The 19,119-nt window shown below is 65.8% G+C and carries 34 protein-coding genes; all 34 read left to right on the forward strand.

Annotated features, from left to right (window positions below):
* Window positions 1–151: 151 nt before the first annotated feature.
* The 34 genes from RTL41_RS19925 (at window position 152) to RTL41_RS20090 (ending at window position 19,103) form a co-directional block, all read left to right on the forward strand.
* Complete coding sequence (locus RTL41_RS19925) at window positions 152–985, forward strand: GIN domain-containing protein (RefSeq protein ID WP_312166993.1); 834 nt, start codon at window positions 152–154, stop codon at window positions 983–985.
* Between the two features lie 307 nt (window positions 986–1,292).
* Entirely contained in the window at window positions 1,293–1,601 is a 309-nt protein-coding gene (gene rpsJ / locus RTL41_RS19930) for a 30S ribosomal protein S10 (protein WP_056018070.1), read from the forward strand.
* A gap of 14 nt (window positions 1,602–1,615) precedes the next feature.
* Window positions 1,616–2,380 (forward strand): 50S ribosomal protein L3, encoded by a 765-nt coding sequence (gene rplC, locus RTL41_RS19935; RefSeq protein WP_312166995.1) that lies wholly within the window; start codon window positions 1,616–1,618, stop codon window positions 2,378–2,380.
* Window positions 2,380–3,018 carry a 50S ribosomal protein L4 gene (gene rplD, locus RTL41_RS19940; protein WP_312166996.1) on the forward strand — a complete coding sequence of 213 codons (639 nt, stop codon included), beginning with the start codon at window positions 2,380–2,382 and terminating at the stop codon, window positions 3,016–3,018. Before rplC ends, rplD begins: the two co-directional genes overlap by 1 nt.
* On the forward strand, window positions 3,018–3,317 hold the full coding sequence (locus tag RTL41_RS19945; RefSeq protein WP_312166998.1) for a 50S ribosomal protein L23: 300 nt from the start codon (window positions 3,018–3,020) through the stop codon (window positions 3,315–3,317). Before rplD ends, RTL41_RS19945 begins: the two co-directional genes overlap by 1 nt.
* A gap of 4 nt (window positions 3,318–3,321) precedes the next feature.
* Entirely contained in the window at window positions 3,322–4,158 is an 837-nt protein-coding gene (gene rplB, locus RTL41_RS19950; RefSeq protein ID WP_312166999.1) for a 50S ribosomal protein L2, read from the forward strand.
* Window positions 4,159–4,161: 3 nt separating this feature from the next.
* Entirely contained in the window at window positions 4,162–4,440 is a 279-nt protein-coding gene (gene rpsS, locus RTL41_RS19955; protein WP_312167001.1) for a 30S ribosomal protein S19, read from the forward strand.
* Window positions 4,441–4,442: 2 nt separating this feature from the next.
* On the forward strand, window positions 4,443–4,823 hold the full coding sequence (gene rplV / locus RTL41_RS19960; protein WP_056018081.1) for a 50S ribosomal protein L22: 381 nt from the start codon (window positions 4,443–4,445) through the stop codon (window positions 4,821–4,823).
* Entirely contained in the window at window positions 4,823–5,581 is a 759-nt protein-coding gene (gene rpsC / locus RTL41_RS19965) for a 30S ribosomal protein S3 (protein WP_056018083.1), read from the forward strand. Before rplV ends, rpsC begins: the two co-directional genes overlap by 1 nt.
* A gap of 9 nt (window positions 5,582–5,590) precedes the next feature.
* On the forward strand, window positions 5,591–6,019 hold the full coding sequence (gene rplP / locus RTL41_RS19970) for a 50S ribosomal protein L16 (protein ID WP_312167004.1): 429 nt from the start codon (window positions 5,591–5,593) through the stop codon (window positions 6,017–6,019).
* Window positions 6,019–6,213 carry a 50S ribosomal protein L29 gene (rpmC, locus tag RTL41_RS19975; protein WP_312167006.1) on the forward strand — a complete coding sequence of 65 codons (195 nt, stop codon included), beginning with the start codon at window positions 6,019–6,021 and terminating at the stop codon, window positions 6,211–6,213. The genes rplP and rpmC overlap by 1 nt, the downstream gene beginning before the upstream one ends.
* A 13-nt stretch (window positions 6,214–6,226) precedes the next feature.
* Entirely contained in the window at window positions 6,227–6,478 is a 252-nt protein-coding gene (gene rpsQ, locus RTL41_RS19980) for a 30S ribosomal protein S17 (protein WP_056018088.1), read from the forward strand.
* Between the two features lie 15 nt (window positions 6,479–6,493).
* Window positions 6,494–6,862 (forward strand): 50S ribosomal protein L14, encoded by a 369-nt coding sequence (gene rplN / locus RTL41_RS19985; protein ID WP_056018090.1) that lies wholly within the window; start codon window positions 6,494–6,496, stop codon window positions 6,860–6,862.
* Window positions 6,862–7,176: a 50S ribosomal protein L24 gene (rplX, locus tag RTL41_RS19990; RefSeq protein WP_269626211.1), complete on the forward strand. Its 315-nt coding sequence runs from the start codon at window positions 6,862–6,864 to the stop codon at window positions 7,174–7,176. The genes rplN and rplX overlap by 1 nt, the downstream gene beginning before the upstream one ends.
* Window positions 7,169–7,729: a 50S ribosomal protein L5 gene (rplE, locus tag RTL41_RS19995; protein ID WP_312167015.1), complete on the forward strand. Its 561-nt coding sequence runs from the start codon at window positions 7,169–7,171 to the stop codon at window positions 7,727–7,729. The genes rplX and rplE overlap by 8 nt, the downstream gene beginning before the upstream one ends.
* 21 nt (window positions 7,730–7,750) lie before the next feature.
* A complete protein-coding gene (gene rpsN / locus RTL41_RS20000) occupies window positions 7,751–8,056 on the forward strand; it encodes a 30S ribosomal protein S14 (RefSeq protein ID WP_312167017.1) in 306 nt (101 codons plus the stop codon).
* On the forward strand, window positions 8,019–8,462 hold the full coding sequence (gene rpsH, locus RTL41_RS20005; RefSeq protein ID WP_312167019.1) for a 30S ribosomal protein S8: 444 nt from the start codon (window positions 8,019–8,021) through the stop codon (window positions 8,460–8,462). The genes rpsN and rpsH overlap by 38 nt, the downstream gene beginning before the upstream one ends.
* A 1-nt stretch (window position 8,463) precedes the next feature.
* A complete protein-coding gene (rplF, locus tag RTL41_RS20010; RefSeq protein ID WP_312167020.1) occupies window positions 8,464–8,997 on the forward strand; it encodes a 50S ribosomal protein L6 in 534 nt (177 codons plus the stop codon).
* 3 nt (window positions 8,998–9,000) lie between these two features.
* Window positions 9,001–9,354, forward strand: coding sequence for a 50S ribosomal protein L18 (rplR, locus tag RTL41_RS20015; protein ID WP_312167021.1), 354 nt, complete (start codon window positions 9,001–9,003; stop codon window positions 9,352–9,354).
* 10 nt (window positions 9,355–9,364) lie between these two features.
* Window positions 9,365–9,973, forward strand: a complete 609-nt coding sequence (gene rpsE, locus RTL41_RS20020) for a 30S ribosomal protein S5 (RefSeq protein WP_056018103.1) — start codon at window positions 9,365–9,367, stop codon at window positions 9,971–9,973.
* Between the two features lie 3 nt (window positions 9,974–9,976).
* Window positions 9,977–10,156 (forward strand): 50S ribosomal protein L30, encoded by a 180-nt coding sequence (gene rpmD / locus RTL41_RS20025; RefSeq protein ID WP_056018105.1) that lies wholly within the window; start codon window positions 9,977–9,979, stop codon window positions 10,154–10,156.
* Between the two features lie 134 nt (window positions 10,157–10,290).
* On the forward strand, window positions 10,291–10,776 hold the full coding sequence (gene rplO, locus RTL41_RS20030; RefSeq protein WP_312167023.1) for a 50S ribosomal protein L15: 486 nt from the start codon (window positions 10,291–10,293) through the stop codon (window positions 10,774–10,776).
* 156 nt (window positions 10,777–10,932) lie between these two features.
* Window positions 10,933–12,282, forward strand: a complete 1,350-nt coding sequence (gene secY / locus RTL41_RS20035) for a preprotein translocase subunit SecY (protein WP_312167025.1) — start codon at window positions 10,933–10,935, stop codon at window positions 12,280–12,282.
* A 49-nt stretch (window positions 12,283–12,331) separates the two neighbouring features.
* Window positions 12,332–12,895, forward strand: coding sequence for an adenylate kinase (locus tag RTL41_RS20040; protein ID WP_312167027.1), 564 nt, complete (start codon window positions 12,332–12,334; stop codon window positions 12,893–12,895).
* Window positions 12,896–13,096: 201 nt separating this feature from the next.
* Window positions 13,097–13,465: a 30S ribosomal protein S13 gene (rpsM, locus tag RTL41_RS20045; protein ID WP_312167028.1), complete on the forward strand. Its 369-nt coding sequence runs from the start codon at window positions 13,097–13,099 to the stop codon at window positions 13,463–13,465.
* A 12-nt stretch (window positions 13,466–13,477) separates the two neighbouring features.
* Window positions 13,478–13,867, forward strand: a complete 390-nt coding sequence (gene rpsK / locus RTL41_RS20050) for a 30S ribosomal protein S11 (RefSeq protein WP_056018114.1) — start codon at window positions 13,478–13,480, stop codon at window positions 13,865–13,867.
* A gap of 81 nt (window positions 13,868–13,948) precedes the next feature.
* A complete protein-coding gene (locus tag RTL41_RS20055) occupies window positions 13,949–14,965 on the forward strand; it encodes a DNA-directed RNA polymerase subunit alpha (protein WP_293407535.1) in 1,017 nt (338 codons plus the stop codon).
* A gap of 181 nt (window positions 14,966–15,146) precedes the next feature.
* Window positions 15,147–15,563: a 50S ribosomal protein L17 gene (rplQ, locus tag RTL41_RS20060; protein ID WP_312167032.1), complete on the forward strand. Its 417-nt coding sequence runs from the start codon at window positions 15,147–15,149 to the stop codon at window positions 15,561–15,563.
* Window positions 15,564–15,855: 292 nt separating this feature from the next.
* Window positions 15,856–16,887 (forward strand): ectonucleotide pyrophosphatase/phosphodiesterase, encoded by a 1,032-nt coding sequence (locus tag RTL41_RS20065; protein ID WP_312167034.1) that lies wholly within the window; start codon window positions 15,856–15,858, stop codon window positions 16,885–16,887.
* A 61-nt stretch (window positions 16,888–16,948) separates the two neighbouring features.
* A complete protein-coding gene (locus RTL41_RS20070; protein ID WP_312167036.1) occupies window positions 16,949–17,416 on the forward strand; it encodes a VOC family protein in 468 nt (155 codons plus the stop codon).
* A gap of 1 nt (window position 17,417) precedes the next feature.
* On the forward strand, window positions 17,418–17,873 hold the full coding sequence (locus tag RTL41_RS20075; RefSeq protein ID WP_312167037.1) for a VOC family protein: 456 nt from the start codon (window positions 17,418–17,420) through the stop codon (window positions 17,871–17,873).
* 2 nt (window positions 17,874–17,875) lie between these two features.
* Window positions 17,876–18,319: a VOC family protein gene (locus RTL41_RS20080; protein ID WP_312167039.1), complete on the forward strand. Its 444-nt coding sequence runs from the start codon at window positions 17,876–17,878 to the stop codon at window positions 18,317–18,319.
* Entirely contained in the window at window positions 18,316–18,642 is a 327-nt protein-coding gene (locus RTL41_RS20085; RefSeq protein WP_312167040.1) for a metalloregulator ArsR/SmtB family transcription factor, read from the forward strand. Before RTL41_RS20080 ends, RTL41_RS20085 begins: the two co-directional genes overlap by 4 nt.
* Window positions 18,639–19,103 (forward strand): SRPBCC family protein, encoded by a 465-nt coding sequence (locus tag RTL41_RS20090; RefSeq protein ID WP_312167042.1) that lies wholly within the window; start codon window positions 18,639–18,641, stop codon window positions 19,101–19,103. The genes RTL41_RS20085 and RTL41_RS20090 overlap by 4 nt, the downstream gene beginning before the upstream one ends.
* Window positions 19,104–19,119: the final 16 nt, after the last annotated feature.

The following is a 19,119-nucleotide window of genomic DNA, read 5'->3' on the forward strand; positions in this document are numbered from 1 at the left end:
ACCATCAGGCCGCCGGGGGAAACCTCGGCGGCCTTTTTGATGCGCCAGGGGCGGAAGATGAAGCTTAGGTCATGACCCGGAATTAAGCTGACCCTCGCTGGCGCGGGCCGTACCGTCTCCCCAAGGTTGTTCAGCAGAACGGAGGAGACCCATGCGTCTTCCGGTGATTTTCCTGGGGCTTGGCGTCGCGCTCTGCGCCGGCGCGGCCCAGGCGGCGCAGCCTTCCGTCGAGATCAAGGACGCGGTCGTGCGCGTCACGGTGATCCCGGAAGCCCGCAGCGACATCAAGGTCGAGGTCCTCTCCAGCCATCCCAACCTGCCGCTGCAGGTCAGGTCCGACGGCGGCCGCGTCATCGTCGACGGCAAGCTCGACCACAAGATCCGCAATTGCCAGGGGGAGGGGACGCGCGCCTCGGTCAGCGTCGCCGGCGTCGGGGCGGTGGCCTACGCCAATATGCCGCAGATCGTGATCCGCACGCCGCGGGCCGTGGATCTGGACAGCGGCGGCGCGGTGTTCGGGGCCATCGGCAAGTCCGACAGCCTGCGCCTCTCCAACGCCGGATGCGGCGACTGGACGGTGGCCAATGTCGCCGGCGAGCTGAAACTGAATCAGGCCGGATCGGGCGACACCTATGTCGGCAGCGTCGGCCGGGCGAGCCTGCGGGTCGCCGGTTCGGGCGACATCAAGACCCAGGCGGTGAGGGGCGGCATGGACGTCAACATGGCAGGTTCCGGCGATGTCTGGGCCGCGTCGGTGGACGGCGCCCTCGACGTCAAGATCGCCGGGTCGGGCGACGTGAAGGTCGCCGGCGGCCGGGTCGGGGCGATGAGCGTTTCGGTCGCCGGTTCGGGCAGCGTCGACGTCGACGGCGCCGCGGAGTCGCTGAAGGCCCGCATCGCCGGCTCGGGCGACGTCAAGGTCAAGGCCGTGAAGGGCGCGGTGTCCAAGGCGGTCGTCGGCTCGGGCGACGTCATCATCGGCTAGGGGTTTGGCGCGTCCGCGCGCTCGCAAGCCTTGACGCCGGCGAGTCGCACACGTATAGACGCGCCTCCTGTTGGACCGGCTGTGTGCTTCGAAGTGATTTGAAGCACAGACGCGGTTCGCAGAACGGCCCGAAAATCGGTGGAAACCGGAGTTTCGGGGCAGGGCCCACGCGAAGCGTTCGCGCGGGCTCACGTCGTTTTTGCGGACTTACGCGTACGTGCGTCTCTTCCGAGGCGCTCGGGTTGGTCTTTGAAATGGTCAATGTCACGCGGACGTTCGTCGTCTGTAGGGGAAACTAAAGAGCGATATGGATCGTCAGAACATCCGCATCCGGCTCAAAGCCTTCGATCACCGCGTGCTGGACCATTCCACACGCGAGATCGTCAATACGGCTAAGCGCACCGGCGCGACCGTCCGGGGGCCCATCCCCCTGCCGACGCAAATCGAAAAATTCACCGTCAACCGCTCGCCGCACGTCGACAAGAAGTCGCGCGAGCAGTTCGAAATCCGCACGCACAAGCGCGTGCTCGATATCGTCGATCCCACCCCGCAGACCGTGGACGCGCTGATGAAGCTCGACCTGTCCGCCGGCGTGGACGTCGAGATCAAGCTTTAAGAGGGGATCGGTCGATGCGTACCGGCGTGATCGCCAAGAAACTGGGTATGGCTCGCTTCTTCGATGAAGGCGGCGTCCATGTTCCGGTGACCGTGCTCAGCCTCGACGGCTGCCAGGTCACGGGTCAGCGCACCCAGGACAAAGACGGCTATGTGGCTCTCCAGCTCGGTGCTGGCGCCAAGAAGGCCAAGAACACTTCGAAGGCCATGCGTGGTCACTTCGCCAAGGCTCAGGTCGAGCCCAAGCGCGAAGTCGCGGAGTTCCGCGTCACCGAAGAGAACCTGATCGAAGTCGGCGCGGAGTTCACCGCCGACCACTTCGTCGCCGGCCAGAAGGTCGACGTCACCGCCCTCACGGTCGGTAAGGGTTTCGCCGGCGCCATGAAGCGCTGGAACTTCGGCGGCATGCGCGCGACCCACGGCGTCTCGGTCTCGCACCGGGCCCACGGTTCGACCGGTAACCGCCAGGATCCGGGCAAGACCTTCAAGAACAAGAAGATGGCCGGCCATCTCGGCCAAGAGACCGTCACCACCCTCAACGTCACCGTCTGGAAGGTCGACGCCGAGCGTGGCCTGATCCTCGTGAAGGGCGCCGTGCCCGGCACCGAGGGCACCTACGTGAAGATCCGCGACGCGGTGAAGTCGGCTCGTCCGGCTGAAGCCCCGATCCCGGGCGGCTTCCGCAAGGCTGGCCAGGCGGCTGCGGCTCCGGCTGCTGAGGCTCCTGCGGTGGACGAGGCTCCGGCTGAAGCGCCGCAAGCTGGGGGCGAAGAACAGTAATGAAACTCGACGTCATCAAACTCGACGGCGCGAAGGGCGGTTCGGTCGAACTGTCTGACGCCGTGTTCGGCATCGACGAGATCCGCGGGGACATCCTCCAGCGCATGGTCACCTGGCAACTCGCCAAGCGCCGCGCCGGCACCCACAAGATCCAGGTCCGCAACGAGGTCTCTCGTACGGGCAAGAAGATGTACAAGCAGAAGGGCACCGGCGGCGCCCGTCACGGCTCGCGTCGTGCGGCTCAGTTCGTCGGCGGCGCCAAGGCTCACGGCCCGGTCGTGCGCAGCCACGCCTTCGACCTGACCAAGAAGTTCCGCGCCCTGGCCCTGCGCCACGCGCTGTCCTCGAAGGTCAAGTCGGGTTCGCTGGTCGTCGTCGACAGCGTCGCCCTGACCGAGGTGAAGACCTCGGCCCTGCGCGCCAACTTCGACAAGATCGGCCTGAAGAACGCGCTGGTCATCGCCGGCCCCGAGGTCGACGCGAACTTCGCGATGGCCGCTCGCAACATCCCGAACGTGGATGTGCTGCCGAACGCCGGCCTGAACGTCTACGACGTGCTGCGTCGCCACACCCTGGTCCTCACCAAGGACGCGGTCGAAGCGATCAATGCGCGCTTTGCTGAGAAGGAAGCTGCGTAATGGCCGACCCCGTCGCCCGCCACTACGATGCGATCCTGTCGCCGGTGATCACGGAAAAGGCCACGCTGCTCTCCGAGCAGAACAAGGTCGTCTTCCGCGTCGCCAAGGATGCGACCAAGGACGAAATCGCCGCCGCTGTCGAAGCGCTGTTCAAGGTCAATGTCACCAAGGTCAACACCTTGGTCGTCAAGGGCAAGACCAAGCGTTTCCGCGGCCGTCCGGGCCGTCGCTCGGACGTCAAGAAAGCTGTCGTGACCCTGGCCGAAGGCCAGTCGATCGACATCACCACGGGGCTCTAGTTCAATGGCTCTGAAGCAATTCAATCCGACCTCGCCGGGCCGCCGCGGCCTCGTGCTGGTCGACCGGTCCGAGCTCCACAAGGGTCGTCCGGAAAAGTCGCTCGTCGAGGGCCTGACCAAGTCGGGCGGTCGTGGCGGCAACGGCCGTATCGCCGTCCGCTTCCGCGGCGGCGGCGCCAAGCGCCTGTACCGCAAGGTCGACTTCAAGCGTCGCAAGTTCGACGTGCCGGCCACGGTCCAGCGTCTCGAGTACGACCCGAACCGCACCGCGTTCATCGCCCTCATCAAGTATGAGGACGGCGAGCTGGCCTACATCCTGGCCCCGCAACGCCTGAAGGCCGGTGACGTCGTCATCGCCGCCGAAAAGGCCGACGTGAAGCCGGGGAACGCCATGCCGCTGCGCGGCATGCCGATCGGCACGATCATCCACAACATCGAGCTGAAGCCCCTCAAGGGCGGTCAGATCGCCCGCTCGGCTGGCGCCTACGCCCAGTTGGTCGGCCGTGACGCGGGCTACGCCCAGATCCGTCTCGGCTCGGGCGAACTGCGGATGGTTCAGGACACCTGCATGGCCACGGTCGGCGCGGTGTCGAACCAGGACCACATGAACCAGGTCCTGGGCAAGGCCGGCCGCACCCGCCACATGGGCTTCCGCCCGCACGTCCGCGGCGTCGTCATGAACCCGGTCGATCACCCGCACGGCGGCGGTGAAGGCCGCACCTCCGGCGGTCGCCACCCGGTCACCCCGTGGGGCAAGCCGACCAAGGGCTCCAAGACCCGCTCCAACAAGGCGACGGATAAGTACATCATCCGTTCGCGCCACGCTCGGAAGGCTCGTTAAGCCATGACCCGTTCCGTCTGGAAAGGTCCGTTCGTCGACGGATACCTCCTCAAGAAGGCCGACAACGCTCAGTCGTCCGGCCGCAAGGACGTCATCAAGACCTGGTCGCGCCGCTCGACCATCATGCCGCAGTTCGTCGGCCTGACCTTCGGCGTCCACAACGGCCAGAAGCACGTTCCCGTGCTGATCAGCGAAGACATGGTCGGCATGAAGCTCGGTGAGTTCGCTCCGACCCGGTACTTCCCCGGCCACGCCGCCGACAAGAAGGCCAAGAGGAAGTAACCATGGCAAAGCAAGCTAAAGCACGCCGGCTCACCGGCGTTGAGGCGATGGCCAAGGTGACGACGCTCCGCACCAGCCCGCGCAAGCTGAACCTCGTGGCTCAGTCGATCCGCGGCCTGAAGGTGCAACGCGCCCTCAACGAGCTGGAGTTCAGCCACAAGCGCATCGCCCGCGATGTGCGCAAGGCGCTCTACTCGGCCATCTCGAACGCCGAAAACAACCACAACCTCGACATCGACAACCTGGTCGTCGCCGAGGCCTTCGTGGGCAAGAACCTGGTGATGAAGCGCTTCGCCGCCCGCGCTCGCGGTCGTGCTTCGCGCATCGAAAAGCCGTTCAGCGAGATCACCATCGTGGTCCGCGAATTGGGTGAGGCCGCCTGATGGGTCAGAAAGTCAATCCGGTCGGGCTTCGCCTCGGCATCAACCGCACGTGGGACTCGCGCTGGTTCGCCAAGAAGGCGGACTACGGCAAGCTCCTGCATGAGGACATCAAGATCCGCAAGCAGCTCAAGAAGCGCCTGTATCAAGCCGGCGTTTCGCGGATCATCATCGAGCGTCCGCACAAGAAGTGCCGCATCACCATCTATGCCGCGCGCCCCGGCGTGATCATCGGCAAGAAGGGCGCGGACATCGACAAGCTGCGCAAGGACGTTGCGGCGATCACCGAAGGCGAAGTTCACCTGAACATCGTCGAGATCCGCAAGCCGGAAACCGACGCCCAACTGGTGGCCGAGAACATCGCCCAGCAGCTCGAGCGCCGCGTCGCCTTCCGTCGCGCCATGAAGCGTTCGCTGCAAAGCGCGATGCGTCTGGGCGCCAAGGGCATGCGCATCGAAGTCGCCGGCCGTCTGGGCGGCGCCGAAATCGCCCGTACCGAGTCGTACCACGAGGGCCGCGTTCCGCGTCACACCCTGCGGGCCGACATCGACTACGGCGTGACCGAAGCCTCGACCACCTACGGCATCATCGGCGTGAAGGTGTGGGTCTTCAAGGGCGAGGTCCTGGACCACGACCCGATGGCTCTCGACAAGCGCCTGGCCACGGAATCCGGCCCGGCCGGCGAGGGCGGCGGACGTGAACGTGGCGACCGCGGCGACCGCGGTCCGCGCCGCGACCGTCGCGAGCAAGCTGGAGCCTAAGGTAGAGCCATGCTGTCTCCGAAGAAGACCAAGTACCGCAAGCAGTTCAAGGGCAAGATCCACGGAACGGCCAAAGGCGGCTTCTCGCTGAACTTTGGTTCCTACGGTCTGAAGTCCGTCGAACCGGAACGCATCACCGCGCGCCAGATCGAAGCGGCTCGTCGGGCGATCACTCGCCAGATGAAGCGCCAAGGTCGCGTGTGGATCCGGATCTTCCCGGACGTTCCGGTCACCGACAAGCCGGCTGAAGTGCGGATGGGTAAGGGCAAGGGCGCGGTCGAGTACTGGGCCGCGCGCGTTCACCCTGGCCGTATCATGTTTGAAATCGACGGCGTGCCGGACGATGTCGCCCGTGAAGCCCTGCGCCTCGGCGCCGCCAAGCTTCCGGTGAAGACCCGCATCGTCACCCGCATCGACGCCGCCGTGGAGCACGCGTGATGAAGATCGACGATATCCGGGGCATGACGCCCGACCAACTCGGCGAGGCTCTGCTGAACCTGAAGAAAGAGCAGTTCAACCTGCGCTTCCAGGCGGCGACGGGCCAGGTCGAGAAGACCCACCGCGTGGACGAGGTCCGCAAGGACATCGCGCGGATCAAGACCGTCCTGCGCGCCAAGCAGACCGCGGCCTAAGGAGACAACGAACATGCCGAAGCGAATTCTCGAAGGCGTCGTCGTCTCGGACAAGGGCGACAAGACGATCGTGGTGAAGGTCGAGCGTACCTTCCTGCATCCGGTGCTGAAGAAGACCGTCCGTCGGTCGAAGAAGTACCACGCCCATGACGAGGCTAACGTCTACAAGGCCGGCGACATCGCGCGCATCATCGAATGCGCGCCGAAGTCGAAAACCAAGACCTGGGAAGCGCTGCCGAAGGGCGCTGACCAGCAAGCCTCCTAAAGAAAGTCTCATCCCATGATTCAGATGCAGACTAACCTCGAGGTCGCCGACAATTCCGGCGCCCGTCGTGTGATGTGCATCAAGGTGCTCGGTGGCGCAGGCCGTCGATACGCCGGCGTTGGCGACAAGATTGTCGTCTCCGTGAAGGAAGCGATCCCGCGCGGTCGAGTGAAGAAGGGTGACGTGCTGCAGGCGATCGTCGTGCGCACGTCCTCGGCGATCAAGCGCAAGGACGGGTCGGTGATCCGGTTCGACAAGAACGCCGCCGTGATCGTGAACAAGCAATCCGAGCCGATCGGCACGCGGATCTTTGGCCCGGTTCCCCGCGAACTGCGCGCCAAGAACCACATGAAGATCATTTCGCTCGCCCCCGAGGTGCTGTGATGGCCGCGAAGATCAAGAAGGGCGACCGCGTCGTCGTCCTCACGGGCAAGGACAAGGGCCGTCAAGGCGCCGTCCTGCGCGTGCTGCCGAAGGAAGACCGCGTCGTGGTCGAAGGCCTGAACATGGTTCAGCGCCACACCCGTCCGACGCAGACCGATCCGCAGGGCGGCATCAAGAACAAGGAAGCGGCGATCCACATCTCGAACGTGGCCATCGTCGATTCCAAGGGCAAGCCGACCCGCGTCGGCTTCCGGGTCGAAGGCGACAAGAAGGTCCGCGTCGCCAAGACGACCGGTGAGGTGATCAATGGCTGAGCAAGCTTACGAACCCCGGCTTAAGTCCGAATATCGCGCGCGCATCCGCGCCGCGATGAAGGAACAGTTCGGCTACACGAACGAGATGCAGATCCCCAAGCTGGACAAGATCGTCCTGAACATGGGCATCGGCGAAGCCGTCACCGACTCCAAGAAGGTCCAGGCCGCCATCGCCGACCTGGCGAAGATCGCCGGCCAGAAGCCGGTCGCGACCAAGGCCCGCAATTCCATCGCCGGCTTCAAGCTGCGCGAAGGCATGGTGGTCGGCGCGAAGGTGACCCTTCGCAAGGATCGCATGTACGAGTTTCTGGACCGCCTGATCACGATCGCGCTGCCGCGCGTGAAGGACTTCCGGGGCCTGAAGCCCACCTCGTTCGACGGTCGTGGCAACTACGCCATGGGTCTGAAGGAACACATCGTGTTCCCGGAGATCAACTACGACCAAATCGATCAGATGTGGGGCATGGACATCATCGTCGCCACGACTGCGAAGACCGACGACGAAGCGCGTGCGCTTCTCAAGGAATTCCAGTTCCCGTTCGTTCAAGCGTAAGCGGCGGGAAGGAAAGAACAAATGGCCAAGAAAAGCGCTGTCAATCGCAACGAGATGGTCCGCAAGCTGGTGAAGCAATTCGCTGGCAAGCGCGAAGAACTCAAGGCGATCGCCAACGACGAGAGCCTGCCGCTCGAAGAACGCTTCGAAGCGCGTCTGAAGCTCGCCGAACTGCCGCGTAACTCGTCCAAGACCCGCATCCGTAACCGCTGCGAAGTCACGGGCCGTCCGCGCGCCTACTACCGCAAGCTGAAGATGAGCCGGATCGCGCTGCGCGAACTGGGCTCCAATGGCCAGATTCCTGGCCTCGTCAAGTCGAGCTGGTGAGGAGGGTCTCATGGTGAACGACCCCGTTGGCGATATGATCGCCCGCATCAAGAACGCCGCGACCCGCGGCCGTTCGAAGGTTTCCACGCCGGCCTCGAGGATGCGCGCGCGCGTTCTCGACGTGCTCGCCGAGGAAGGCTACATCCGCGGCTACCAACTCGTTCAGAAGCCGGGCGCGTTCCCGGAGTTCGAGATCGAGCTGAAGTACTTCGACGGCCAGCCGGTGATCGCTGAGATCCGGCGCATCTCGAAGCCGGGCCGCCGCGTCTATTCGTCGATCAAGGACCTGAAGCCGATCAAGAACGGCCTGGGGATCTCGATCCTGTCGACGCCGAAGGGCGTCATGTCGGACACGGCCGCGCGTGACGCGAACGTGGGCGGCGAAGTCCTGTTGCGGGTCTACTAAGATGTCGCGGATTGGAAAGAAGGCGGTCGCCGTCCCTTCGGGCGTGACGGTGACCATCGACGGCCAGACCGTCACGGTGAAGGGCCCCAAGGGCCAGCTCGCCTGGACCGTGGCCGACGAAATCGAAGTCAAGCAGGAGGGGGCTGAGCTCCAGCTCTCCAAGCGCGTCGACAGCACCCGGGCGCAAGCCATGTGGGGCCTGTCGCGCACCCTGGTGAGCAACATGGTCACCGGCGTCACGCAAGGCTTCGAGCAAACCCTCGAACTGGTCGGCGTCGGTTATCGCGCGGCGATGAAGGGCCAGGCGCTCTCCATGCAGCTCGGCTTCAGCCACGACGTGGATGTGGCCCCGCCCGCCGGGATCACCTTCGCCACGCCGAAGCAGACCGAAATCAAGATTTCGGGCATCGACAAGCAAGCCGTCGGCGAGATCGCTTCGAAGATCCGCCGCCTGCGTCCGCCGGAACCCTACAAGGGCAAGGGCGTCCGTTATGCCGGCGAGAAGGTTCGCCGCAAGGAAGGCAAGAAGAAGTAGGCCATGGCTCTTAAACCCCGTGACACCGCCAAGCGTCGTGCCGAGCGCACGCGCATCCGCCTGCGGTCGGTGGCGAATGGTCGGCCGCGTCTGTCGGTCTTCCGCTCGTCCAAGAACATCTACGCCCAGGTCATCGATGATGAGCGCGGCGTGACCCTGGCTGCCGCCTCGACCCTCGAGGGCGACAAGCAGAAGGGTTCCGACAGGGACGCCGCCGCCCGTGTGGGCGCGCTCGTGGCGCAACGCGCCATCGAAAAGGGCGTCAAGGACGTCGTCTTCGATCGTGGCGGTTACATCTACCACGGCCGGGTGAAAGCCCTGGCCGACGCCGCGCGCGAAGCCGGCCTGAACTTCTAGGGGTACGCTGATGGCTCGTGGAAACGAACAACGTGGTGGTGACGGCCAAGGCCGTCGTGACCGCAACCGCGGCAATCAAGCGGAAGAGCGCGCCGAATCCGACATCGTCGAGAAGCTGGTGCACATCAACCGCGTCGCGGCCACTGTGAAGGGCGGTCGTCGCTTCTCGTTCGCCGCCCTGATGGTGGTGGGCGATCAGAAGGGCCGCGTCGGCTACGGTCATGGCAAGGCGCGTGAAGTGCCCGAAGCCATCCGCAAGGCGACCGAGGAAGCCAAGAAGTCGATGATCCGCGTGCCGCTCCGCGAGAGCCGCACCCTGCACCACGACGGCAACGGCCGTTGGGGCGCCGGCAAGGTCATGGTCCGCTCGGCTCCTCCGGGCACCGGCGTCATCGCCGGCGGTCCGATGCGCGCCGTTCTCGAAACCCTCGGCGTCCAGGACGTCGTGGGCAAGTCGGTCGGCTCGTCGAACCCCTACAACATGGTGCGTGCGACCTTCGAGGCGCTGAAGGCTCAGTCTTCGCCCCGCCAGGTCGCCGCCAAGCGCGGCAAGAAGGTCGCCGACGTGCTGGGCCGCAAGGCCGACAGCGCTGCGGTCGCCGCCGCTGACGGAGAGTAATCCATGGCTAAGGTGACCGTTCGTCAGACGGCGAGCCCCATTCGCCGCAAGAGCGACCAGCGCGCGACCCTGATCGGCCTGGGCCTGAACCGCATCGGCCGCGTGTCGGTCCTGGAAGACAGCCCGTCCGTGCGCGGGATGATCGCCAAGGTCCATCACATGGTCGAAGTGATCGAAGGCTAAGCGCCTTTCGACTGGACGTTTAGGAGAGGCGGCGCCAAAAGCGTCGCCTCTTCGGCCGTTTCGGCGGCCAAGTTTTGTTTTCAGCCGAGTCCGGGCATGCGTCCGGGCGACAGATCTCCAAGGAGAGGCGTCATATGACCAAGCTCAACGAACTGAGCCCCCGCGAAGGCTCCACCAAGAACCGCATGCGCGTTGGCCGCGGCCCGGGTTCGGGCAAGGGCAAGACCGGCGGCCGTGGTGTGAAGGGCCAGAAGTCCCGCACCGGCGTCTCGATCGCCGGGTTCGAGGGCGGCCAGATGCCGCTGCACATGCGGATGCCGAAGCGCGGCTTCAACAACCCCTTCGCCAAGGAATTCGCCGAGGTGAACCTGTGGCGTCTGGAGCAGGCGATCGCCGCCGGCAAGCTCGACGCCAAGAAGGCCATCGACGGCAAGGCGCTGGTCGCCGCCGGCGTGCTGCGTCGTGAAAAGGACGGCGTGCGCCTGCTGGGCAAGGGCGAGCTGAAGTCCAAGATCGAGATCACCGTCTATTCGGCTTCGGCCGCGGCCAAGGCCGCTGTCGAGAAGGCTGGCGGCAAGGTCGTCACGACCGCTCCGGCCGCCGCCGAAGCCGCCGAGTAAGCCGCTTATCCCCGCCTTGCGGGGACCCACGCTGACTGTCCGGCCCTCTCAACGCACCTTCGTTCCGCACGTTCGGGCAGGGTGAGGCAAGGGGGCCGGATGACAGCGCAGGACGGACGCCCTATGTACGATCGGTCCTTCAGTCTGGGGTTCTAAATGGCTTCGGCCGCCGAACAGCTTGCAGCAAACATGAACTTCGGCGCCTTTCAGAAGGCGACGGAGCTTCACAAGCGCATCTTCTTCACTCTGGGTGCGCTGATCGTCTATCGCCTCGGGACCTACATCCCGATTCCCGGGATCGACCCGGCGGCGTTCGCGCAGGCCTTCCAGGGCCAGGCGCAGGGCATCCTGGGCATGTTCAACATGTTCTCGGGCGGCGCCGTCGAGCGGATGGCGATCTTCTCGCTGAACGTGATGCCGTACATCTCGGCCTCGATCATCGTTCAACTGCTCGGGACGGTTTATCCGCCCTGGGAAAAGCTGCGCAAGGAAGGCGGGGAGGCCGGGCGCAAGACGCTCAACCAGTACACCCGCTACCTGACCGTGATCCTGGCGGTGTTCCAGTCCTTCGCGATCGCCACCGGGCTGCAGAACAGCCCCGGCCTGGTGCTGAATCCCGGCCCGTTCTTCCTGGCCTCGACGGTCGTGACGCTGACCGGCGGCACGCTGTTCCTGATGTGGCTGGGCGAGCAGATCACCAGCCGCGGGGTCGGCAACGGGGTTTCGCTGATCATCTTCGCCGGTATCGTCGCGGTCCTGCCGCAGGGGATCTGGCAGATGTTCACCATGACGCGGACCGGCTCGCTGTCGGCCGTCGCCATGTTCGCGATCATCGCCCTGGCCATCGCCGTCGTGTTCGCCATCGTCTTCATGGAGCGCTCGCAGCGCCGCCTGCTGGTCCAGTATCCCAAGCGTCAGCAGGGCAACCGGATGTTCGGCGGCGACACCTCGTTCCTGCCGCTGAAGATCAACACCGCCGGCGTCATCCCGCCGATCTTCGCCTCGTCGCTGCTGCTGCTGCCGACGACGGCGATGGGCTTCCTGGCGACCGCGGACCTGCCGGCCTGGGCGCAATGGCTGCCCGGCCTGGTCGGCCAACTGCAGCACGGACGCCCGGCGTTCATGGTGCTCTATGCGCTGCTGATCATCTTCTTCTGCTTCTTCTACACCTCGGTCGTGTTCAATCCGGACGACACCGCCGAGAACCTGCGCAAGTACGGCGGCTTCCTGCCGGGCATCCGTCCGGGCAAGCGGACGGCCGAGTACCTGGACTATGTGCTGACCCGCCTGACGGTGATCGGCGCGGCGTACATCACGCTGGTCTGTCTGATGCCGGAAGCGCTGATCGGCTACTTCAAGGCGCCGTTCTATCTGGGCGGCACCTCGATCCTGATCGTGGTGAGCGTGACCATGGATACGGTCACCCAGATCCAGTCGCACCTGCTGGCCCACCAGTACGAAGGCCTGATCAAGAAATCCAAGCTGCGCGGCGGACGCGCACGCTAAGGGAGCGACCGGCCGGAAGGGGCGGCCGGGGAGGGGGACATTTAAGAAGATGAATTTGATCCTGTTCGGCCCGCCGGCGGCGGGGAAGGGAACCCAGGCCAAGCGGCTGGTGGAGTCCCGCAAGATGGTCCAGCTCTCCACGGGGGACATGCTGCGCGCCGCGATCGCTTCGGGCTCCGAGCTCGGCAAGCGCGTCGAGGGCGTCATGCAGCGGGGCGAGCTGGTCACCGACGAGATCGTCGTCGCGCTGATCGAGGAGCGCCTGCCTGAGGCCGACGCGGCCGGCGGCGCGATCTTCGACGGCTTTCCGCGGACCTTGGCCCAGGCCAAGGCGCTGGACGAGATGCTGGCCAAGCGCGGCTCGCGAATCGATCTAGTGCTCCGCCTGAAGGTGGACGACGAGCAGCTCCTCGAGCGGGTCGCGGGTCGGTTCGCCGAGTCGGGCCGCCCTGACGACAACCCCGAGAGCTTCAAGGTGCGGCTCTCGGCCTATAACGACCAGACCGCGCCCTTGCTGCCGTACTATCAAGACCAGGGAAAGCTGGTCGAGTTGGACGGCATGGGTTCGATCGAGGACGTCGCCGCCGGAATCGACCAGGCCCTCAAGGTCTGATATCCGGCGACCAACCCGCCCAGCGATTGCGGAAGTCTGAAAACCTTCAGATTCCTGCGATTGCTCCATTGACGGAAACGCAACGTTCCCTATAACGGTGCGCTTCCGCGAAAGGGCGCGAAGGACGTGCCGGCCTTCCCATACGGGATTCTGGGCCGGGGCGCCGTTCGCGCTTCTCTGCGTGACTAGGAGATTCAACGCGTGGCCCGTATCGCTGGCGTCAACATTCCGACTAACAAGCGCGTCGTCATCGCGCTGCAGTACATCCATGGGATCGGCCAGGCGAAAGCCAAGGAGATCGTCCAGAAGGTTGGCATCGAGGACGCTCGCCGCGTCAATCAGCTGACCGACGCCGAGGTGCTGCAGATCCGCGAAGCGATCGACCGCGACTACCTCGTCGAGGGCGACCTGCGTCGCGAGACGGCGGTCAACATCAAGCGTCTGATGGACCTGGCCTGCTACCGCGGCCTGCGTCACCGCAAGGGCCTCCCGGTCCGCGGTCAGCGCACCCACACCAATGCCCGCACCCGCAAGGGTCCGGCCAAGCCGATCGCCGGCAAGAAGAAGTAAGAGAGCTTAGCGATGGCCAAGGAACCGGCGCGCGTCAAACGTCGCGAACGCAAGAACATCACCTCGGGCGTGGCGCACGTGAACGCCTCGTTCAACAACACCATGATCACCATCACGGACGCGCAGGGGAACACCATCTCCTGGTCGTCGGCCGGCATGATGGGCTTCAAGGGTTCTCGGAAGTCGACCCCGTACGCCGCCCAGATGGCGGCCGAGGACGCGGGCCGCAAGGCCGCCGAGCACGGCGTGAAGACGCTGGAAGTGAACGTCTCGGGTCCGGGTTCGGGCCGCGAGTCGGCGCTCCGCGCGCTGCAGGCCGTCGGTATGACGATCACCACCATCCGTGACGTGACCCCCATTCCGCATAACGGCTGCCGGCCGCCCAAGCGCCGGCGGGTCTAAAGTACCGCAGTACCGCACTCCCCACGCGCCGGACCGAGCTTTTCGCGTCCGGCGATCCTGCGTTTCGAGGGACATCTCTACGTGATCGAAAGAAACTGGAACGAGCTCATCCGTCCCGAGAAGCCGCTGATCGAGGCCGGAACCGACGCGAACCGCAAGGCGCGTCTGGTGGCCGAGCCGCTCGAGCGCGGTTTCGGGGTGACGCTCGGCAACAGCCTCCGCCGGGTGCTGCTGTCGTCGCTGCAGGGCGCGGCCGTCACCGCCGTCCAGATCGACGGCGTCGTGCATGAGTTCTCGTCGCTGGAAGGCGTTCGCGAGGACGTTGTCGACATCGTCCTGAACATCAAGCAACTGGCGCTGCGCATGCACGCCGAGGGCCCCAAGCGCATGACGCTGAAGGCCACCGGTCCGGGCGCGGTGACCGCCGGCCAGATCGAGGTCCCGTCGGACATCGAGATCCTGAACCCGGACCACGTGCTCTGCACCCTGGACGACGGCGCCACCGTGCGCATGGAGTTCACGGTCAACAACGGCAAGGGTTACGTCCCGGCCGAGCGCAACCGTCCGGAAGACGCGCCGATCGGCCTCATCGCCGTCGACAGCCTCTACTCGCCGGTCAAGCGCGTCGCCTATCGCGTCGAGCCGACCCGCCAGGGCCAGAGCCTCGACTACGACAAGCTGATCATGGAAGTGGAAACCAACGGCGCGATCTCGCCGGTGGACGCGGTGGCCTTCGCCGCCCGGATCCTCCAGGACCAACTGCAGATCTTCATCACCTTCGAAGAGCCGAAGAAGAAGGTCGAGGGCGAGAGCAAGCCGGAACTGCCGTTCAACCCGGCGCTGCTGAAGAAGGTCGACGAGCTCGAGCTCTCGGTCCGCTCGGCGAACTGCCTGAAGAACGACAACATCGTCTACATCGGCGACCTGATCCAGAAGACTGAGGCGGAAATGCTCCGCACTCCGAACTTCGGCCGCAAGTCGCTGAACGAGATCAAGGAAGTGCTCGCGGGCATGAACCTGCATCTCGGCATGGACGTGCCGAACTGGCCGCCCGAGAACATCGAAGAACTCGCCAAGAAGTTCGACGACCAGATGTAAGAGACTTCGCGCCGACTCCGCGCCGCTTCGGCGGTGCGGGCCCAGAGAAGCCGCAACCGCGGTGGAGGGCCCCGGCGCTTCGTGTTGACCCAGGCGGGAGCAGGCTGGGACTTGATCAGGCAAGGACGCATTCCCGCAGGTCGGGGGCGTCCAGCGGGCCGAGCGGCCCAGGAGATATGAGATGCGTCACGGCAAAGCCCACCGCAAACTGGGGCGTACGACCGCCCACCGCACCGCGATGTTCGCCAACATGGCGGCGAGCCTGATCAAGCACGAGCAGATCGTCACCACCCTGCCCAAGGCCAAGGAACTGCGTCCGGTCGTCGAAAAGCTGGTCACCCTGGCCAAGCGCGGCGATCTGCATGCTCGCCGCCAGGCGATCAGCAAGGTCCGCGACGTGGACCAGGTCAGCAAGCTCTTCGCGGTCCTGGGCCCGCGCTACAAGGAACGTCAGGGCGGCTACATCCGCGTCCTGAAGGCCGGCTACCGCTACGGCGACAACGCCCCGCTGGCCGTGATCGAGTTCGTCGATCGCGACCCGGCCGAAAAGGGCAAGGATTCGGGCCCGGTCCAGAACGTCGGCTTCGACGACGAATAGGACCAGCCTGCATCTGCAGACTTTCGAGAGCCCCGGATGGAAACGTCCGGGGCTTTTGCTTTGCGCCCTTGTCATGGCCCGCGGTTAGCCTGGGCGTCATGAGTCTGTTTCGAAACCTCTGGGCGCTCGCCCTCGTCGTCCTGATCGCCGCCGCCTGCGCCCACGCGCCCGAGAAGGCCACGGAGGGGAAGGCGCCCGCGCCGCTCACCATCCTGGTCTCCATCGACGGGTTCCGCCGGACTATCTGGACCGGGGGATCACGCCGACCCTGTCGCGCCTGGCGGCCGAGGGCGTGCGGGGCGTGGTGCGGCCATCCTTCCCCAGCAAGACCTTCCCCAACCACTACACCCTGGTCACGGGCCTGCGGCCCGACCGCAACGGCATGGTCGAGAACAACATGCTCGATCCCCTGGCGCCGGGGGTGAACTTCGCCATGTCCAACAAGACCGCCGTGGTCGACGCCTTCTGGTGGAACGACGGCACGCCGATCTGGGTCAGCGCGGAGAAGGCGGGCGTTCCCACCGCCACCATGTTCTGGCCGGGATCCGAGGCCGCGATCCACGGCGTGCGGCCTGGCCGCTGGCTGCCTTTCGACCAATCCAAGCCGGCCGCGGCGAGGGTGGAACAGGTGCTGGCCTGGCTGGACGAGCCGGCGCCGCCGCGCTTCGTCACCCTCTATTTCGACGAGGTGGACTCCTATGGTCATTGGAACGGCCCGGACTCCACTGAGCTCAACGCGGCGGTGGCCAAGGTGGACGCCGCCATCGCTCGGCTGACGGAGGGCCTGGCCGCCCGGGGCGTCGCCGCCAACCTGGTGATCACTGCCGACCACGGCATGGCGCAGGTGTCGGGCGATCGGGTGATCCTGATGGACGACCTGTTGCCGGTGGAGGCCGGACGGATCCTGGGGCAGGGGGCTTTCCTCACCTACTACCCCGCGCCCGGCTGGGAGGCGCGGGTGGAGGCGATCCTGCTGGCGCGGCACGAGCACATGACCTGCTGGCGCAAGGCCGACATTCCCGCGCGCTTCCACTATGGCCAGCACCGGCGTGTGGCGCCGCTCTTCTGCCTGCCGCAGACCGGCTGGGAAGTGCTGACCAAGGCGGCGGTGGCCAAGACGCCGGTCAAGGGCGGGGCCCACGGCTTCGACCCCTATGCGCCGGAGATGGCGGCGGTGTTCATCGCCAATGGGCCGGCGTTCCGGCGTGGCGCGAGCGCCCCGACGACAGACAACGTCGATGTCTATCCGCTGCTGGCCAAGCTGCTGGCGGTGAAGCCGGAGCCGAACGACGGCGGTCAGGCCCTGGCCAGGCTCGCCAAGTAGGTAGTTGCGAAAATATGAAAAGGTTCTAGTATTACGCAATCAATAGCGCGGGGAGAACCCCATGAGCGTTACGCCTGTCGCCTTCTATCGCGATCCCATCGCCGCCCTGAAATGGCTCGAGGCGGCCTTCGGCTTTGAAACTTCAGTGCTGATGACCGACGAAAACGGCCGTGTCGGCCATGCCCAGATGAGCTTCCTGGGCAGCGACATCGGCATCGGCGGCGAGTGGGAAGGCCCGCAACTGGGCGGGGCGCGCATGCGCAGCCCGGTCTCGCTCGACGGCGCCGGCAGCCAGTTCATGCGCATCGACCTGCCCGAGGGCTTGGACGCCCATTGCGAGCGGGCGCGCGCCGCCGGCGCGACGATCACCCAGGAGCCGGAAGAGCAGTTCTACGGCGCGCGCACCTATCGCGCCTGCGACCCCGAGGGCCACATCTGGAACTTCAGCCAGACGGTGCGTGTCGTCCCGCCGCAGGAGATGACCAAGGGCACGGGCTTCAAGTTCGACGTCCTGCCGAAGGAGGGTTGAGATGAGCGATCGCGCCAGCCCGCCCTCCATCAGCCCGGTGATCTGGTATCGCGACCCGCGGGCCGCCATCGCCTGGCTGGAGAAGGCCTTCGGCTTCGAGACCCGCCTGGTGGTGGATGACGGAGCCGGCGGGGTGATCCACTCCGAACTGGCCCTGGGCCGCGACATCATCATGATCGTCGGCCCGCCCCGCGAGCGTGCGGTCAGCCCGGCCAGCTTCGGCGGCCGCGCCACACAGTCGGTGCACGTGCAACTGGCCGAGGGACTGGACGCCTTATGTGAACGCGCCCGCGCGTGCGGGGCGAGCATCGAGCGTGAGCCGCAGGATCAGCCCTATGGCGACCGGGTGTTCACCTGTCGCGACCTGGAGGATCATCCCTGGTCCTTCGGCCAGACGGTCCAGGTGATGTCCGTCCAGGACATGGCTCAGGCCACCGGCCACAAAATCGAGGTTTGACCATGCCCGGCTTCCGCTCAGCCCTGTTCTACCAAGATCCCAAGGCCGCCCTGGCCTGGCTCGAAAAGGCCTTCGGCCTGGAACTGGTCATGCTGCTCGAGGATGGCGATGGAACGCTCGTCCACTCCCAGATGAGCTTCGGCGACAGCTATGTGATGATCGGCCAGGAGTGGTCTGAGGATCACAAGAGCCCCAGGTCGGTCGGGGGCAAGAACACCCAGACCGTGAATATCCAGATCGACACCGACCTCGACGCTCACTTCGAACGCGCCAAGGCCGCCGGGGCGGTGATCGACGCCGAGCCGGAGACCCAGTTCTACGGTGATCGCACCTATCGCTGCCGTGATCCCGAAGGGCACATTTGGACGATCTCCCAGACCGTCAGCCAGGTCAGTCGCGAGGAGGCCGAGGCCGCCACCGGTCTGAAGATCACCGGCTGGGTATGAACGCGGCCCTCGACACCACCCTGGCCGCGCTCGCCGATCCCAACCGCCGGCGGGTGGTGGACTTGCTGGCCCGCAGTCCGCGCCAGGCGGGGGACTTGGCGCGCGAGCTTGGCCTCTCGCCTCCGACCATGAGCCGCCACCTGCGCGCCCTGCGCGAGAGCGGCCTGGTGGAGGAATCCCATCCGCAGTTCGATGCGCGCGTGCGCATCTACGCCCTGAGGCCCGAACCGATGGTCCATCTCCTGCGCTGGCTGGAGGAAAGCGAACGTCTCTGGTCCGAACAGCTCCTGGCCTTCAAGGCCCACGTCGAGAAGACGCCGTGACCTCCAAGGTCTTCGTGGCGCTGCGGGTGAAGGTTCCGCCCGAGCGCGCCTTCGCCGCCTTCGTGCAGGAGATCGGCGCCTGGTGGCGGCCCAACGGCCTCTTCCAGACTACGCCGCGCGCGCCGGGCGTCCTGGCCTTCGAGCCGGGGGAGGGCGGCCGCCTGACCGAGACCCTGGCGAACGGCAAGGTGTTCGAGATCGGACGCATACGCGCCTGGGAGCCGCCCGCGCGGCTGGTGTTCTCCTGGCGCCAGGCCAACTTCCCGCCCGATCTTCACACCGAGGTCGAGGTGCGCTTCGAGGAGGTCGGCGAGGAGACCAGGGTCAGCGTCGAACACCGCGGCTTCGACCAGGTGCCGGAGGGCGCCGCCCGCCACGGCTTCCCCGACCAGGCGCTGCTGATGCGGCTGGCGGAGTGGTGGCGGCGGCTGCTGACATCTTATCGCGACACGTCGGCGTAAGAGCCCGAACATGCTA

The organism is Phenylobacterium sp., from assembly GCF_031984885.1.
Classification (GTDB): domain Bacteria; phylum Pseudomonadota; class Alphaproteobacteria; order Caulobacterales; family Caulobacteraceae; genus Phenylobacterium.